The sequence below is a fragment of the Geodermatophilus sp. URMC 65 genome (genome assembly GCF_053502545.1).
This window is the reverse complement of the sequence record NZ_CP199954.1, coordinates 5,192,454-5,205,118: the sequence shown is the minus strand read 5'-3', so window position 1 is coordinate 5,205,118 and position 12,665 is coordinate 5,192,454. Positions and strand designations below refer to the sequence as shown.

Sequence of the window (12,665 nt, the reverse complement as noted above, 5' to 3'; positions counted from 1 at the left end):
CGTCGCCGCCCCGGCCGGCCATCGTGGGTCGAGCCACGTCGTCGGCTCGACCAAGACCGACATCGAGGGGCGGATCCGCCTGACGGCCTCGTCGTCGGTGATCAGGGATCAGGAGGCGGCCGGATCCAGGCCGCGGTCGGCGAGCTTGCTCCGGAGGCGGGACAGTGCGCGTGCCCGCGTCGGGCCGATGCTGCCGATGGGCATGGCGCACGTGGCCGCGACGTCGTTGTACGAGTCCAGCTCCTCCCGGAAGAGGGCGATGAGCAGACGCTGCTGCCGCGGCGAGAGTTCGGCCACGGCGGCCCACAGGACCCGTGCCTGGTCGCGGTCGACGACGTCCCTCTCCGGATCGGCCGTGGCATCCGGCGTCTCGTCGGCCATGGGCAGTGGGCGCTGCCGAGAGGACCGGCGCAGGAGCGTCAAGGCCTCCCGCGACGCGGTGACCGAGAGCCATCCCGCCAGCCGCTCCGGATCGCGGATGGTCCGCACGTTCTGGAGCAGGCGCATCCAGGTCGTCTGCGCCACGTCGTGGACGTCCGCCGCCTGGAGGTGGAACGACGCGGCAACTGATCGGACGAGGCCGTCGTACTCGTCGATCAGTCGTCTCCAGGCCGACTGATCACCCTCGGCCACCCGGGCGAGCAACGTGGCGTTGTCGCATCCGCGAGCGGCGTGCGCAGTCGTGGGGCGGAGCTGTGTGGCCATCGCGCAGCAGTCCCGTTCTCGACGGATCCGCTCGATGCGGGACGATCAGCGGATCGTGGGTGGGTGGAACAGCCTGGGCGCGGTCACGCCGGCCTCCACAGCAGATCGAGGACCGTCGTGGTGGTCGTGGCGCTGCACCGGGTCTGGCTGCGGGGAGGACGCTATGGCCGGGGCCTGCGCCGGGCTGCCAACCGGCGGACACGCCAGCTGTCATCCGGATGACAGCTGGTGTGTCGGTACGGGCCGGGCACCGGTTGCCGCACGGGCCACGACGGGCCCCGGTGCTTCACATGCCGGCGCGACGGCGCAGCGCAGAGGGATCACGGAGGACGATCACGCGGCCGTCCACCGAGATCAGGCCTCGGGACGCGAAGAGCTGCAGGATCCGGTTGACCGCGGGACGGGTCGCTCCGACCATCGCGGCGATGTCGGACTGCGACAGCCCGACGTCGAGCACCGTGTGCTGGTCGTCCCGTGCATGGCGCTGCGCGAGCTCGAGCAGGACCTTCGCGACACGACCTGCGAGGTCGAGGAAGACGAGGCCGCCGGTCTGCTCGGTCAGCCGGCGGACCAGCTGCCCGAGCGAGCGGAGAACGGCGTCGAGGACCGCCGGATGGGCGGCCATCGCCTCCAGCACCGCCGCCCGCGGCAGCATCAACACGGTCGTCGGCTCGACGGCGATGACCGATGCCGAGCGCGGTGAGCCGTCGAGGATGGCGAGCTCGCCGACGGTCTCGTGCCGACCCAGGGTGACGAGCACGATCTCGTCGCCCTGCTCCGACGTCAGCACGACCTTGACCAAGCCCGTACAGACCACGACCAGGTGATCTCCAGGGTCACCCTGGTACCAGAGGTACTGCCCCCGGCCGTAGGTCCGTTGCCTGCTGCCCGCGGCCAGGTCGAGCAGTGAGGGCTGGTCGAGCGCGCCGAAGACGTGCGTCGACCCGAGCACCTCCGCCGCCTGGTGGAGGGCGAGCTGCGGCCTCATGACGCGATCCCCGGCCCCGAGGACGGCCCGTCCACCCTGAGCACCGTACTGCCGATCCGGGGTGGCGGACCCGCCCTCGACTCACGCACGGTGAGGGGAGCCGCCACCGAGGCAACTGGGAACGAGGTGCCCGTACCACGCCCGGACCGTCGTCCGACGCCGATCCGTCGGCGCCCGGCGGCCTCGCTGCCCTCTACCGCGAACGCGTGGCGGACGACGCGCGCACCCGCCGGGTGACCGACGTCTCCGGTCAGTGCACCTAGCGGATCCCGTCCCACAGGGCGCGCTCGGTTCCCCGCGGATCCTCGACCACCTGCACCTGCGCACCGAAGTCCTGCACCGGCCGGCGTCGGACGTCGTAGGGCGCCCAGCCGGGGTCGCCGTCGGTGACGAAGCGGACCCACGCACCGTGCATCGCGTCGGCCAGGTCCTGCGGGGCGGCCGTGCCCATCAGCGCGCCGTGCGCCTCGTGCTCCAGCGTGTCGAAGGTGAACCCGAGCTCGAGGGCGTGGCAGGCGCCGAGCCGGCCGCCGAACTGCGGTGAGGGCCAGGAGAACTCGTACACCCAGGCGCGCCCACCGGCGGCCCCTCCCTGCTGCGTCACCGCCTCGGCCAGCCGGATCGCCGGGAGCCGGAAGTACCAGTCGGTGGCGATGTCGGCCAGCAGGTCTCCCGGCGTCCCCCCGGGGCGAGCCGCGCGGTAGACCTCGAGCGCCCGGTCGACCGGCACCCCGTACCCGGCGACGGCCAGCTGCAGCAGCTGGTCGGTCACCATGTCGACGACCCCGTTGGGCACGAGGAACAGCCGCTGCTCGTCGCGGTTGGCGCCCACGAGGACGGCGACGTCGCGGCCCGCTCCGCTCGCGATGGCCCGGATCGGCAGGTCGGGCAGCACGTCGCCGTCGATGACCGGCTCGAAGGCCAGGAGGTTGGCCGCGACCTCGCCGAACCGCCCGGGGTCGGGCATGAGGGCGACCTCCGCGGCCAGCCCCTGCTGGGCGGCGATCAGCCGGTCGACCGGGACGGCGGCCAGCGCCTCCCGGGTGGCCGGGACGCCCAGCCCCTCGGCCAGGTAGCCGCCGATCCTGGTCGCCGTGGCCGCGGTCAGCGCGTGGTGCCCGGCGCCGCTCTGTGCCACGGCCTGGCGGAACAGCCCCCGCGTCGACGGCATGGCCAGCAGGGACGCCACGCTCATCGCGCCGGCCGACTCGCCGCCGATCGTGACCCGGGCCGGGTCGCCTCCGAAGGCGGCGATGTTCTCCTGCACCCAGTGCAGCGCGGCCACCTGGTCGAGCAGGCCGCGGTTGGCCGGACCGTCGTCGGCGAACTGCAGGAAGCCGTCGACGCCGAGCCGGTAGTTGATCGTCACGCACACGACGCCGTCGCGGGCGAAGGCCGTGCCGTCGTAGACCGGGACCGCCCCGGACCCGTTGACGAAAGCGCCGCCGTGGATCCACACGAACACCGGCAGCCCTGACGCGCCCGGGTCCGGGGTCCAGACGTTGAGGTTGAGGCAGTCCTCGCCGGGGATCTGCGGCTCGGGCAGCAGGACGTCGTAGGGCGGCGCGTAGGGCGGCTTCGGCACCGTCGGTCCGTACCCGGTGGCCGACCGGACCCCGTCCCAGCGCTCGGCCGGCTGCGGCGCGGCGAACCGCCGGGGGCCGAAGGGCGGAGCCGCGTAGGGGATGCCGAGGAAGGCGTGCACGCCGTTGCGGGTGATGCCGCGCACCGTGCCGTCGGAGGTCTGGACCGTCGGTGTCGTCGCCGTCACACCCGCGGACGTTAGCCCCCGTCGTGCACGCACCGGGGCTCACCGCTGCGTGCGGCGCCTCGGCATGCTGTACCGGGGCCCCTGGACCGAGTTCGGCGCGTCGAGGTGACCGGTGGACACGAGCACCCCCCGCCCTCCGCCGCTCCGGAGCTCGTGGCCTGGTGGGACATGGCCTGCTGGGACATGGCCTGCTGGGGCACGGTCGGCGGTGTTCGTCGCCGTGCTGATCTCGTCGTCGCCGCCGTTCTGGCTGCTGCTGAGGTCGGCCCAGCTGGACGGGTTCGGGCTGCTGCTGCCGACGAGCGCGCTGGTTCGTCTGCCCCATGATCATCGCGACGGTGCTGGCGGCTGTCGAGGGCGGGCGCGCGCAGGCGGCGACGCTGTGGCGCCGTTCCGTCGACGTCCCGGCTGCCCGGTACGCCGGCTGGGTCGCCGCCGTCGCCCTGCTCCCGGCCCTCGTCCTGCTCGCGACGCTCCTCGACCACGGGTCGGGGACACTCCCGCCGGCGCCGGTGCCACCGGCTGCCGTGCCGCTCCTCGTCGTCGTCTACCTGGCGGCGGCACTGGCCGAGGAGGTGGGCTGGACCGCCTACCTCACCGACCGGGTGCTCCTCCGCCTCGGCACTGCGGGCACCGGGCTCGTCCTCGGTGCGGTCTGGGCTGCCTGGCACCTGGTGCCGTACCTGCAGGTGGGGCGCGACGCCGGGTGGATCGTGTGGCAGTGCCTGGGAACGGTGGCCGCCCGCGTCCTCATCGTCGAGGTGTACGCGGGCTCCGGGCACTGCGTGCCGACCGCCGTCGTCATGCACGCCGGCCTCAACGTCGCCACCGCGGCGCTGCCCGGTGCGGGGCCGGACCTCGACCCGGCGCCCGTGGCCGCGGTCCTGAGCGTCGCAGCCGTGGCCACCGGGCTCCTCCGCGCGTGGCGAGACGGACGGAGCAGGCGCCACGGGCGGGCCGCTTCCGGTGGCCGACGTCGTCGTTCCCACGTGGCGGAGCGAGCCAGGTGGGCAGCACCGACGTCGGCGACGAGTGACACGGACGCGAGCGTGTGCGTGCGTCCCGTGCCCGTCGTCATCCCGGAGACTCCCGCGTCACGCGCTCTGACGCGAGCGGCGGGACAGCGTCCCGACCGGCCTGCTGTCGGTCCGCAACCGGGTCCGCGGGGACTGGTTCGCATAGCCGGTCGGGAGCGTGGTGCACCGCCGGGTCTGGACCACCGGGCGGCTCCACGGGTCCGACTCCGGAGCCATGTGCACGTAGACGATGCTGTCTGCAGGGTCGTAGGTGTTCATCACGAGCCCTCTTCCGGTGTTCGCGGCCCTCGGGTGGATGAGGCCGGCGGTGGTGTCGATTTCCCCTGAGATAAGGATCGCCGGGCCCGGACCCGCCCGACATCGCACTGACCCCCGCCCTGCCGTCAGGAGCCCCCGTTCTCGAGCGGGGGGAGACCCCCGGCGACGAGGGGGGCTGACGCCTCGCGCGTCGCCTCGGCCCTGTTCCTCCTGTACGGGGCGCACGCGCGGGGTCCTCCACCGGCCACGCGGACCCGCTCCGCCGACTCACTCCGCGTCGCCGGCTCCGCCGCGTCCGCGGGGAGCCGCACCGGTCCCGCTCCCGCCTCGACCGTCGTCGTCACCGTCCGGGCATCGCGGTCGTGCACGGGGACCTGGCCGTCGTCGGGCAGTCGGCGCGCGACGGTGCGACCCGGAGAACCGGGACGGATGACACCGACGGTGGCGGCGCACGACATGTCGCCACCTCGGCGGCCGGTGGACGTCAGCGTGGGCGTCCCGGACCCAAGCGCGAGGGCGAGGACGACGTCACCTGGTCCCTCCCCTGTCCCGGGGAAGTCGGTCGGGTCGGGAGCGGCTCGTGTGCCGGTCCGCTCGTCGACCAGCTCGGCGAGATCGGCGAGGACCGGGTGGCTGACGAGGTCCCTGCGCGTGACGGCGCGGTCCAGCGCGACTGCCAGCTTCACGGCCGACAGCGATGTGCCGCCGCGGTCGAGGAAGGAGTCCCGCCGGCCGATCCGGTCGGCCGGGATGCCGAGCACTTGCGCTCAGGCGGCGGCCACGCGCTGCTCGGTCGGCGTGAGCGGGACGGCGGAACTCCCGTCCACGGTGGCGACCTCCTCGACCAGGGCCGTCAGCGCCTTCCTGTCGATCTTGCCGTTGGCGGTCAACAGCAGGGACTCCCGCCAGTGGAAGGCCCGCGGCACCATGTAGCCCGGCACCGTCGCGGCCAGCCGGGCGCGCAGCACATCCGCCTCGATCGGCCGGGGGGCGGCGTGGAAGGCCACCAGGTGCTTGCTCCGGTCGGCCGCCCCGGCGACGACCACCGCGCCGTCGCGCACGCCGAGCACGCGCAGCAGGGTGTTCTGTACCTCGCCGATCTCGATCCGGAAGCCGGGAATCTTGACCTGGGCGTCCCGCCGGCCCAGGAACTCCAGCTCGCCGTCGGGCAGCTAGCGCCCGGAGTCGCCGCTGCGGTACAGCCGCCGGCCCGGCCGGTAGGGGTCGGGCAACAACGCCGCCCGGGTCCACTCGGGGTCGTCGACGTAGCCGCGGCCGACGCAGATCCCGGAGAAGACGTTCTCCCCGGGCGCGCCCAGCGGCACCGGCTGCAGGTGCTCGTCGACGACGCGCACCTCGACGTTGGCGATCGGGCGGCCCAGCGGCACCCGGTCGGTGGCCGGCACGCCGTGCATGACCTCGTGGTTGGTGTCGTCGCAGGTCTCGGTCAGCCCGTAGGCGTTGACCAGCGCGATGCCCGGCTGCGCGGTGAACCAGCGCTGCACGAGCTCCCTCTTCAGCGCCTCGCCGGTGACCGACACGCAGCGCAGGTCGGGCAGTGCGCGGGGCTGCGCCCCGAGGTAGGTCAGCAGCACCTCGAGATAGGACGGCACGACCTGCAGGACGCCGACCCGTCCCTCGACGATCCGGTCGACGAACCGCTCGGCGTCGAGGACCACCTGTTGGGAGACGATCAGGGTCCGCCCGCCGACCAGCACCGCGGAGAGCAGCTGCCACAGCGAGATGTCGAAGCACTGCGGCGCGACCCGGGCGACGGTCAGCTCCGCGCCGATCCCGAGGTCGTCGATCTTGGCGACGAGGTGGTTGAGCATGCCCGCGTGCTCGCACATCGCCCCCTTGGGCTCGCCGGTGGAGCCGGAGGTGGAGTAGACGTAGGCGAGCTGGTCGGGGGCGACCGGGATGCCGAGGTCCTCGTCGGGGTGGCCCTCCTGCACGGCCGCGCCGATCCGCAGCACCTCCACGCCGGGCGCTCCCTCGAGGGCCGCGTCGAGGGAGGCGATGCTGCCCGGCTCGGTGAGCGCCAGCCGGCACCCGGCGCGGGTCAGCACCCGGGCGATGCGGTCGGCCGGGAAGTGCGGCTCGACCGGCAGGCACGCGCCCCCGGCCTTGAACACGGCCAGGACGACGGTCAGCCAGTCCAGGCCGCGCTCGGTGACCACCGCGACGACGTCCTCGCGCTGCAGCCCGCGGGCCAGCAGGGACCGGGCCACCCGGTTGGCGCGGGAGTCCAGCTCTCGGTAGGTCAGCTGGCGGTCCTCGTGCACGGCGGCCACGTCGTCCGGGCGCAGGCGCATCTGCTCCTCGAACAGCTCGTGGACCGCGCGGTCGGGCAGCTCGCGGTGCCGACCGGCCAGCCCGTCGAGCTGGAACCGCAGCTCCGCGGCGGACAGCAGGCTCTGCCGTCCGGGGTCGGCGTCGGGGTCGGCGGGGAGCAGCGCCAGCGCCGCACGGTGGTACCCGGCGATCCGGGCGGCGGCGGAGGCGTCGAGACGTCCGTGCGGTACCGCAGCGCGAGGCGGGACCCGTTGCCGGGGACGCCCACCCGCAGGACGGCCTCCCCGCCGAGGTCGCCGTCGCCACCAGGGTCGACGACCGCCTCGGACACCGGACCGGTCAGGTCCAGCTCTCTCCGCAGGTCGTCCAGCGGGACGCCCCGGTGCGCCCGCAGCCCGGCCTCGACCTCGGCGGCGTGCCGCACCAGCTGCCGCCACGACCCGGCGTCCCCCGGCAGCCGGCACGGCACCGGGTGGTCCCCGGTGCCGGCCACGTAGCCGGTGACGACGTCGGCCTCCCCGGACAGTGCGCCGAGCACTCGGGCGTGCGCGGCCAGGAACAGCGACCGCAGCGGTACCCCGAGCTCGATGGCCCGGCGGCGCAGGGCCACCGTCAGACTGCCGGGGAGCGTCGTCTCGAGCCGGGCGACGCCCGGTCGAGGGTCGCGGGTCCAGCGCGGGATCGCGGTCGAGCCGCCGGCGAGGAACACCTCGCGCCAGAAGGCCAGGCCGGCCTCGGTCGGTGCCGTGGTCATCGGGTGGGTCCTCCTCACTGCAGGGCCGGGGTCAGGGATGGGGCGGCCGCAGGGCGACCTCCGTCGGACGAGGGCACGGGGGTCGGGTTCCCGGTCCGCGGCGGCGGCACCGGGGCGGTGGGGCGGTCGGTGCAGGCCGGCGGGGCCGACGGGACCTCCGGCATCGCGCGGGCCGGGTTGCCGCCCCAGTGCCCGCCCGGCGGGATCTCCTCGCCCTTCATCAGGAAGGAGTCGGCGGCGAGCACGGCGCCGTCGCCCAGCGTCACGCCGTAGTGGGTCCAGGCCGACAGGCCCAGGGTGACGCCCGACCCCAGGGTGATGGCGTCGGACTTGAAGGCGCCGTCCTCCTGCGAGTGCGCCTGCAGCCAGGTCAGGGCGTTGAGGGTGCAGTCGTCGCCGATGGTGACCAGCGTCCGCTCCGGGATGTCGCACCCGTCGTCGAACAGCCGGCGGCCGACGCGGACCCCCACCAGCCGCCAGGCCAGGCCCTTCATCGGTGTGCCGTTGAAGAGGGCGGGGTTCCACATCAGCTTCCAGTAGCGCTCGTGCCACCAGAAGTAGGGGTCGTAGATCGAGCAGAACTGCGGTCGCAACCGGCCGAACCGCAGGTTCGCCCGCTCAACGAGGACGCCGAGGACGATGGTGAACAGGAGGGCGCCGAGCTCGGCCATGAAGATCGCCAGCGCGCCCACGCTGTGGTGCAGGTCCGCAGCGGCGAGCCCGAGCAGCGTGATCCCGAAGTAGGAGCTCCACCGGAACAGCAGAAAGAGCCCGATCGTCCGCAGGTTGTAGCGGTTCTTGGCGGCCAGCCGGCCCGGCAGTTCCTCGTCGCTGCTGTGGTGGTCGAAGGTGCCGTCCCGCTCGACCGAACGGGGGATCTCGAAGGCCGGTGACCCGAGCAGCCCGACGTTCTCGCGGACCGGCCCCTCGATCGGGAGCTGCACCTTGGTCGCGAGCAGGCAGTTCTCACCCATCCGGGACTGCGGCAGGTAGATGATGCCGTTGCCGAGGAAGCTGCGCGGCGCGATCGACGCCCGGGAGACCCGGAAGGACGTCGCCGAGAAATCGGCGTTCACGACGGTCAGCCCGTCGGCGACCATCGTCCCGGTGCCGACCGTGACGTGGTAGGGGCTCTCGTGGATCACGTTGGTGCCGAAGTTCGACCCCGTCTGCACGACCTTCGACAGGTCGTACCCGATCCACCGCAGGTAGTGCACGATGTAGGAGCTGTCGCCGAACAGGCCGGTCAGGAACTTGCGGTTGGTCAGCCGCGAGATCCCCTTGTGGAGCGCCCAGTGGAAGCCGTACAGCGGGTAGATCCGGTCCGGCCTGATTCCGAGGTTGAGCACGCGAGGGACCGTCGTCGCGGCCAGCAGGCCGAGCAGCACCCCGCCGGAGAACAGGACGGCGGAGATCTCCGCGGCGTGGAGGTAGAACGCCGGTTCCGTGAACGCGAGCGGACCGGCGTCCAGCAGCGCGCCGATCTCCGGCCACAGGACGAGCAGCATGGAGAGGCCGCCGATGCCGAGCGGCAGGGTCACCAGGACGACGGACAGCACCTGCAGCAGCGAGTAGACGACCCGCCTGCGGGTGCCGCACGGAGCCGGCGGCACCACTCGATGGTCGACCTCGGTCGGCTGCGCCGAGTTCCCGTGCCAGCGCTCGCCGGCGGGCACGGCCTGGCCACGCTGCAGCGTGGAACGCAGGCCCAGCTGGGCGCCGTCGCCGATCGAGGTGTCGATGTCCAGCACCGTCGCCTCGCCGACCAGCACGTCCCGGCCGATGGTGACCGGGCCGATCTGGATGAGCCCGGCGTGCGCCCGGTAGCAGGGGAACGCCGACTCCCGTCGGATGACCGTGTCGTCCCCGATGGTGAGCAGGTCGGTCGCGACGGGCACCTGCTTGGCGAGGATCGTCACGCCGCGGCCGATCCGCGCCCCGAGGGCCCGCAGGTACAGCACGTGGAGCGGCGAGCCGCCGAAGAACAGCAGCAGCGGGCTGCTGCGGACGAGCGTCTTGACCACCCAGAAACGGACGTACACCAGGCTCCAGACCGGGAACTCCTGCGGCGTCCACCGACCGATCAGCACCCACTTCGCGACGATCGGGGTGACCGCCGTGCCGCCGAGGGTCATGGCGCCGAACGCGACCGCCCGCAGGTACTGGGAGACCAGATCCCCACCCCCGGAGATCCAGTCGAAGCCGCAGTCGGCGACGACCGCGGCGGCGTACAGGTACCCGAGGAAGACCAGGACCTGCAGCGACCCGACCAGCCCGCAGCGGAGCGTGCTCGCCGGTGCCGCAGCGACCGGTGCCGCGGCCGGGGACGGCGCCTGTGCCGGAGCAGGCGGGGGTGCGCCGAACGCCGCCGCCAGGCTCCGGACGGAGGGGTGCGCGTAGACGTCCCGCATCGAGACGGAGGGCAGGTCGGGCCGCTTGCGGACGCGAGCGCAGAACCGGGCCATGACCAGGGAGTCGGCGCCCAGGTCGTCGAAGACGTGGCTGTCGACCGGCACCGCGTCCACGCCCAGGACCTCGGCCAGGACGGCGGCCAGCTCGGCCTCGACCGGTGCGCCGGCCCGAGACCCCGGAGCCGGCGCGAGGGCCGTCGCCAGTCCGGAGACGGTCGGGTGCTGGTAGACGTCCCGCATCGAGACCGAGGGCAGGTCCGGCCGCTTCCTGACCCGGGCGCAGAAGCGCGCCATCACCATCGAGTCGGCGCCCAGGTCCTCGAAGAAGTGGCTGTCCGCGGGCACCCGCTCGACGCCCATCAGGTCTGCCAGCAGCCCGGCCAGGAAGGCCTGGACGTCCCCGGTCGTGGGGGCGTGTTCGTCCTGGACGGCCGGGACCGCTGCAGGGGCGGCCGTTGCGACCTCGTTCGGATGTCCCACGTCGTGAACTCCTCGCGTCGGTGGAGGGGCGGTCCGGGCACGTGCCCGGGGATCTGTGGTCACGTGTGCTCTGGCCGCCTCACCGCAGCGCGGACAGGACGGGCGACGGGGACTCCGGGGACCGTGGCTCGGGCACGGCCGGCGCGACCTCGGCTCCCTCGTCGGGACGGAGCGCGAGCTCGCCGAAGAGGTCCTGGACCCAGGTGCGCTGGTGAACGATGTCGAGGTAGCGCTCACCGAGGTCCGGGGCGATCGTGACCGCCGTGAGCCCCTCCGCGTCGTGGCGGGCCAGCCAGTCCAGCGCGCCGCTGACCGCGGGCCCGGTGGAGCCGCCGAAGTGGAAGCCGCGCCGGGCCAGCCGGTGGCAGGTCCGGATGGTGTCGGCCTCCTCGGCCCAGACGACGTCTTCGACGTGGGATCGGTCGAGCATCGGGGGGCGGACCCCCATGCCCAGGCCGGGGATCATCCGGCGGGCCGGCGGGGCACCGAAGGAGACCGAACCCACCGCGTCCACGGCGACGATGTGCACCGAGGGACGGTGCTCGGAGAACCACCGGGCGCAGCCCATCAGGGTGCCGGTCGTGCCCGCTCCGACGAACAGCACGTCCAGCCCGGGGAACTGGCGGGCGATCGCGGGCGCCGTCGTCTCGTAGTGGGCTCCCCAGTTCCCGGGGTTGTCGTACTGGTTGAGCCAGGCGTACCGGTCGTCGGAGGCGCACAGCGCCTGCACGTACTCGATCCGGGCCCCGAGGAAGCCCGTGACCGGGTGGGGCTCGGTGACCACGTGCACCTCGGCGCCCAGCGCTTCCATCAGCAGCCGGGTCGACAGGTTGCACCGGGAGTCGGTCACGCATCGGAACCCGTAGCCCTTGCTGGCCGCGATCATGCTCAGGGCCACGCCCAGGTTGCCCGAGGAGGACTCCACCAGGATCGATCCGGGCCTCAGCAGGCCGCGGCGCTCGGCGAGCTCCACCATCCGGGTGGCGGCCTTGACCTTGACCGACCCGGCGAAGTTGAAGCCCTCGCACTTGAGGAAGAGCGACCGTCCGAAGACGGAGCTCAGCTCGACGTACAGGTCCTCTTCGTCGAACTCGTGCGGAGCGGAGATGACGGGCACGTCGGTCCCCTACTGTGCTGGCACGGGATGTGGGTCCGGGGAGAGGGATCAGCTGCCCTCACAGCGAGACTGCGGCGAGGCGAACGGGGGATCGATCGGGCTCTCCCGAGAACCGGCGGCCTCGCCCCCATGTCCTGAGGGGGGCGGGCCCCCACCGGGAGTCCCCACCACCGCGGTGGGATGCCTGTTCAGGGGCCGCAACCGGAGGGACGGAGCCGCACCGGCCGCGCTCCGGTCACCGTCCCGGTCGCCTGCGGTTCCCCTGTCCCGGTGCAGCCGCCGGCCCCGCACCGACCCGGGCCTCCTCTGGTCCGGCTCTTCACTCCGTCCGCGGGGGCTGCCCCCACGACGCGACCGGGGGTGGGTCACACCCGTCCGGGGGTTGGCTCGATGGCCCGGGCCCGGGGTTACCGCCACCCTCGTGTCAGCAGGACGACACGGGACCACGTCGCCCCGCTCGACCGGCCCGCCCCGGCAATCGGACCCTGGAGACACCCATGAACGCGCTGGCCCTCAGCCCCGCCGACGACCTCCGCCCCGACTTCGTGCAGGCAGGTGCCGACCTCGTCGCTGCCCGGCTCGCCCAGCAGGCCAAGGACACCCCCGCCCACCGCGCCGCCGTCGCTCGGGAGCGGGCCCGGGTCGATGCCGTGCTGGACCTCTACCTGGAGCTGTCGGATCCCCGGCGCTGGGACGTCGACCTGCCCGCGGGCCGCACGGTCGGCGTGCCGGCCTCCTGATCACCGACGCGGGCCGCCGTCCCGTCGGGCACGACCGCCACCCACGTCGGCGACGTCCCCATCGCGACGGTCGCGGTGCCGGCGTCAGCCCTCCCGGGGAGGTGGGGTC

11 protein-coding genes are annotated in these 12,665 nt (G+C 73.6%); 2 read left to right on the top strand and 9 right to left on the bottom strand.

Annotated elements, in window-relative coordinates; genetic code table 11:
* Window positions 1-108: 108 nt before the first annotated feature.
* The 3 genes from ACWIX7_RS25160 to ACWIX7_RS25150 form a co-directional block, all read right to left on the bottom strand.
* Window positions 109-705: an RNA polymerase sigma factor gene (locus ACWIX7_RS25160; RefSeq protein ID WP_448619129.1), complete on the bottom strand. Its 597-nt coding sequence runs from the start codon at window positions 703-705 to the stop codon at window positions 109-111.
* Between the two features lie 286 nt (window positions 706-991).
* The gene (locus ACWIX7_RS25155) at window positions 992-1,693 is read right to left on the bottom strand and encodes a Crp/Fnr family transcriptional regulator (protein ID WP_448619128.1); all 702 of its coding nucleotides are present in this window, start codon (window positions 1,691-1,693) and stop codon (window positions 992-994) included.
* 259 nt (window positions 1,694-1,952) lie between these two features.
* Complete coding sequence (locus tag ACWIX7_RS25150) at window positions 1,953-3,464, bottom strand: carboxylesterase/lipase family protein (RefSeq protein WP_448619127.1); 1,512 nt, start codon at window positions 3,462-3,464, stop codon at window positions 1,953-1,955.
* Between the two features lie 323 nt (window positions 3,465-3,787).
* Here ACWIX7_RS25150 and ACWIX7_RS25145 point away from each other — a divergent pair, with 323 nt between their 5' ends.
* Window positions 3,788-4,828 (top strand): CPBP family intramembrane glutamic endopeptidase, encoded by a 1,041-nt coding sequence (locus tag ACWIX7_RS25145; RefSeq protein ID WP_448619126.1) that lies wholly within the window; start codon window positions 3,788-3,790, stop codon window positions 4,826-4,828.
* A gap of 56 nt (window positions 4,829-4,884) precedes the next feature.
* Here ACWIX7_RS25145 and ACWIX7_RS25140 read toward each other — a convergent pair whose 3' ends face one another.
* The 6 genes from ACWIX7_RS25140 to sbnA form a co-directional block, all read right to left on the bottom strand.
* Complete coding sequence (locus ACWIX7_RS25140; RefSeq protein ID WP_448619125.1) at window positions 4,885-5,520, bottom strand: acyl carrier protein; 636 nt, start codon at window positions 5,518-5,520, stop codon at window positions 4,885-4,887.
* A gap of 6 nt (window positions 5,521-5,526) precedes the next feature.
* Window positions 5,527-5,829: a hypothetical protein gene (locus ACWIX7_RS25135; protein ID WP_448619124.1), complete on the bottom strand. Its 303-nt coding sequence runs from the start codon at window positions 5,827-5,829 to the stop codon at window positions 5,527-5,529.
* A 102-nt stretch (window positions 5,830-5,931) separates the two neighbouring features.
* Window positions 5,932-7,074 (bottom strand): amino acid adenylation domain-containing protein, encoded by a 1,143-nt coding sequence (locus ACWIX7_RS25130; protein WP_448619123.1) that lies wholly within the window; start codon window positions 7,072-7,074, stop codon window positions 5,932-5,934.
* Window positions 7,023-7,808 carry a hypothetical protein gene (locus ACWIX7_RS25125; RefSeq protein WP_448619122.1) on the bottom strand — a complete coding sequence of 262 codons (786 nt, stop codon included), beginning with the start codon at window positions 7,806-7,808 and terminating at the stop codon, window positions 7,023-7,025. The genes ACWIX7_RS25130 and ACWIX7_RS25125 overlap by 52 nt, the downstream gene beginning before the upstream one ends.
* 14 nt (window positions 7,809-7,822) lie before the next feature.
* On the bottom strand, window positions 7,823-10,699 hold the full coding sequence (locus ACWIX7_RS25120; RefSeq protein WP_448619121.1) for a Pls/PosA family non-ribosomal peptide synthetase: 2,877 nt from the start codon (window positions 10,697-10,699) through the stop codon (window positions 7,823-7,825).
* A 79-nt stretch (window positions 10,700-10,778) separates the two neighbouring features.
* Window positions 10,779-11,816: a 2,3-diaminopropionate biosynthesis protein SbnA gene (gene sbnA / locus ACWIX7_RS25115; protein WP_448619120.1), complete on the bottom strand. Its 1,038-nt coding sequence runs from the start codon at window positions 11,814-11,816 to the stop codon at window positions 10,779-10,781.
* A 497-nt stretch (window positions 11,817-12,313) separates the two neighbouring features.
* Here sbnA and ACWIX7_RS25110 point away from each other — a divergent pair, with 497 nt between their 5' ends.
* Window positions 12,314-12,556 (top strand): hypothetical protein, encoded by a 243-nt coding sequence (locus ACWIX7_RS25110; RefSeq protein WP_448619119.1) that lies wholly within the window; start codon window positions 12,314-12,316, stop codon window positions 12,554-12,556.
* Window positions 12,557-12,665 lie beyond the last annotated feature (109 nt).

Bases quoted from the DNA above. Each gene is read 5' to 3' on its own strand.
- ACWIX7_RS25110 (WP_448619119.1), top strand. From the start codon at position 12,314: ATGAACGCGCTGGCCCTCAGCCCCGCCGACGACCTCCGCCCCGACTTC.
- ACWIX7_RS25125 (WP_448619122.1), bottom strand. From the start codon at position 7,808: ATGACCACGGCACCGACCGAGGCCGGCCTGGCCTTCTGGCGCGAGGTG.
- ACWIX7_RS25145 (WP_448619126.1), top strand. From the start codon at position 3,788: ATGATCATCGCGACGGTGCTGGCGGCTGTCGAGGGCGGGCGCGCGCAG.
- ACWIX7_RS25130 (WP_448619123.1), bottom strand. From the start codon at position 7,074: ATGCGCCTGCGCCCGGACGACGTGGCCGCCGTGCACGAGGACCGCCAG.
- ACWIX7_RS25160 (WP_448619129.1), bottom strand. From the start codon at position 705: ATGGCCACACAGCTCCGCCCCACGACTGCGCACGCCGCTCGCGGATGC.
- ACWIX7_RS25155 (WP_448619128.1), bottom strand. From the start codon at position 1,693: ATGAGGCCGCAGCTCGCCCTCCACCAGGCGGCGGAGGTGCTCGGGTCG.